Origin of the sequence: Variovorax paradoxus (assembly GCF_030811855.1) — a bacterium.
Classification (GTDB): Bacteria; Pseudomonadota; Gammaproteobacteria; order Burkholderiales; family Burkholderiaceae_C; genus Variovorax; species Variovorax paradoxus_L.
Window position 1 is genome coordinate 1 of the sequence record NZ_JAUSRN010000034.1, and the last position, 3,125, is coordinate 3,125.

Annotated in this window: 4 protein-coding genes; all 4 read left to right on the top strand. The window is 65.2% G+C overall.

Going from position 1 to position 3,125, the window contains the following annotated elements; all coding sequences use genetic code 11:
* Positions 1-83 precede the first annotated feature (83 nt).
* The 4 genes from tnpA to J2X92_RS29450 all read left to right on the top strand — a co-directional run bounded on the left by tnpA (position 84) and on the right by J2X92_RS29450 (position 3,068).
* Positions 84-500, top strand: a complete 417-nt coding sequence (gene tnpA / locus J2X92_RS29435; RefSeq protein ID WP_307581421.1) for an IS66-like element accessory protein TnpA — start codon at positions 84-86, stop codon at positions 498-500.
* Positions 497-844, top strand: coding sequence for an IS66 family insertion sequence element accessory protein TnpB (gene tnpB, locus J2X92_RS29440; protein WP_307581423.1), 348 nt, complete (start codon positions 497-499; stop codon positions 842-844). Before tnpA ends, tnpB begins: the two co-directional genes overlap by 4 nt.
* Before the next feature lie 82 nt (positions 845-926).
* Complete coding sequence (gene tnpC / locus J2X92_RS29445; RefSeq protein WP_307581425.1) at positions 927-2,501, top strand: IS66 family transposase; 1,575 nt, start codon at positions 927-929, stop codon at positions 2,499-2,501.
* 39 nt (positions 2,502-2,540) lie between these two features.
* The gene (locus tag J2X92_RS29450; protein ID WP_307581427.1) at positions 2,541-3,068 is read left to right on the top strand and encodes a hypothetical protein; all 528 of its coding nucleotides are present in this window, start codon (positions 2,541-2,543) and stop codon (positions 3,066-3,068) included.
* Positions 3,069-3,125 lie beyond the last annotated feature (57 nt).

The window sequence follows — 3,125 nt, forward strand, 5'->3', positions numbered from 1 at the left end:
GTAAGCGTGGCCTCAGTACCCTCTTGAGTTGACAGAGGCGTCGCGTCACCCTTGCGTCCACTGACATGAGTAGTGGACGCAGCATGGATATCCTGACCGAGAGAGAACACCCAAGGCAACTTCCACGGGGAGTGCTGGGCGTGCGCAGCAATGGCAAGCGCGTCTACGCCGACGAGTTCAAGGCTGAATTGGTTCGGCAATGTCAGGTACCTGGAACTTCGGTCGCCGCCACCGGCATGATGCACGGAGTCAACGCGAACCTGTTGCGGCGCTGGATCGTTCTGCATGGTGCCAGCGATCGCGCCGCTGAGCAGGCACCGGCGCTGTTGCCAGTGACGCTGCAAGCGTCGTCTCCTGCGAGTACGCCTGCGCCGCCATGTGCGCCCTCGGAGCCGTCGATCATCGAGATCGAGATCTACGGTGCCCGTGTTCGCCTGCACGGCCAGGTGGATGCACAACGACTGGGCATCGCACTCGACGCGTTGGCGCAGCGCGTGTGATCGGCCTTCCCTCGAACACGCGCGTGTGGATCGTGGCCGGCCACACCGACATGAGGAAGGGCTTCGATGGTTTGGCTGCCATGGCCCAGACGGCGCTCGCGGCCAATCCGTTCTGCGGCCACGTCTTCGTCTTCCGTGGCAAGCGCGGCGACATCCTGAAGGTCCTGTGGTTCGACGGCCAGGGACTGATGCTGCTGGCCAAGCGGCTTGAGCGCGGCCGCTTCGTCTGGCCGCAGGCCACGTCCGGCAGCGTCTCGCTTACGCCGGCGCAACTCTCGATGCTGCTGGAAGGCATCGACTGGCGCATGCCGGTGCGCACGCATGAGCCGTTACTTGCAGCCTGATCAACTGCGCCACCACTGTATGAAGAATCCTCCGGTGTAGCACCGATGTTCGACGTGCCGAACGCACGGCACAGTGGAGGACGTGACGACGCCCGCCAACGACTCCACCACACCCCACACCGTTGAAGGTTTGCTGCGAGTGGTCCAGGAGCGAGACGCCGAAGTGGTGCTCCTCAAGCTGATGGTCGACAAGCTCAAGCTGCAGTTGCTGCGCAGCCTTCGGGCGCGCTTCGGATCGTCCAGCGAGCAGCTCGATGACGCACAAATCGCTCTTCTGGAAGGTGAACCACTGTATGAACGCCCGGCGCCGATCGTGTCGGCCGCGGCAGATGCGGCCAACGCACCGCAGATCGATCGCAAGCTCCCCGCCCACCTGCCGCGCGAGAGCCAGGTCTATCGACCGGAGACAACCTCCGCGCACCACGACGCAGGTGGTCAGCCCTGCGGCTGCGCCGCCTGTGGTGGTCGCCTCCGTCTGATCGGGCACGACGTCTCCGAGCAGCTGGAGTACGTGCCCTCGCGCTTCAAGGTGATCCGGCATGTGCGGCCCAAGCTGGCCTGCGTCGCTTGCGAAGCGATCTTCCAGGCACCGGCGCCCAGCCGACCGATCACACGCGGCGTAGCGGGCCCTGGGCTGCTCGCCAACGTGCTGGTGTCCAAGTACTGCGATCACATTCCACTTCACCGCCTGAGCCGCATCTACTGGCGCGACCGCGTCGTCATCGATCCTTCGACCATGGCGGGCTGGGTGGGCCAGAGCGAGAAGCTGTTCGACCCGCTGGTGGCCGCGCTCGGTCGCTACGTGCTGGCCGGTGAGAAGGTGCACGCCGATGACACACCGGTGGCCGTGCTCGATCCCGGCCGCGGCCGCACCAAGACCGGCCGGCTGTGGGTGTACGTGCGCGACGACCGGCCGGCCGCAAACGCAGCACCTCCTGCGGCCTGGTATCGCTACTCGCCCAACCGCAAGGGCGAGCATCCGCAAGCACACCTTGCCAGCTACAGCGGCATCCTCCAAGCCGATGCGTATGGCGGGTACGGCAAGATTTACGCAAGCGGGCACGTCGTCGAAGCTTCTTGTTGGGCTCACGCGCGTCGACCGTTCTGGGACCTGCATGAGAGCCAGGGCTTCGTGCCGGGCTCGATCGCCGAGCAGGCGCTGCAGCGCATTGCGGCGCTGTACGCGATCGAAGCCCAGATCCAAGGGCAGCCGCCCGATGTGAGACGCCAGGTGCGGCAAGCCCGCGCCGGACCGCTGCTGGAAGACCTGCGTGCCTGGCTCACGAGCATGCTGGGCAAGGTGTCGACGAAGTCGGAACTGGCCAAGGCGATCGGCTATTCGCTCTCGCGCTGGACATCGCTGACCCGCTACCGTGACGATGGCCGCATCGAGATCGACAACAACGCGGCGGAGCGTGCCCTGCGTGGCGTGGCCCTGGGAAGATCGAACTATCTCTTCATGGGCTCGGACGCCGGCGGCGAGCGGGCCGCGGCGATCTACAGTCTGGTGGAGACGGCCAAGCTGAACGGGCTTGATCCGCAGGCGTATCTGCGCGATGTGCTCGCACGCATTGCCGACCATCCGATCAACCGCATCGACGAGTTGCTGCCGTGGAACATCGGCGGGCACCACATTGAGCAACGACTGGCAGCCTGAACCATACGCGACCAGGCTGCGCAACGAAGGAAGACGAGAGTGATCCTGCAAGGCATCGACCCGCGGATGACCGAAGCCCTCGAGGGCGCGAGCAGCTTGCAGCTCTTCCAGCTCAAGGCCTTGATCGAGGGCATGCTGGCCGACCCGCGTCGGGGCATTGCCGCTCGTGCGAACCTCCATCTGGGCCAGCCTGTGCAGTTCGTGGACTTCCGCGACGGTCAGATGCGCCGCGGCAAGATCATCGCTTTGAAGGATACGCAGGCGACGGTGCTGGAGGAAGGCACCAAGCGGACCTGGAAGATCCCGTGCCTGGCGATTCAGGGCTATCACGGTGCAGAACGTCGCGACGACCACGCTCTCTATGAGCCACCGCCGGAACCTGCCATCGCGACAACACACGCCCGCGAGTTCCAACGCGGAGACACCGTCACGTTCAACGACCGTGAGGGTCGCAACATCACCGGCGTGATCGTGCGCATCAACCAGCGCACCGCCACCCTGGGCACCAGCGATGGCGAGACTTGGCGAGTACCGTTCCATGTCCTGCGGCATGTGCTCGACGTCTGAGCGCCGTCGACTCCGTCAACAAGTCGACGTCAAGAGGGCCTTGAGGCCGCGCTTACG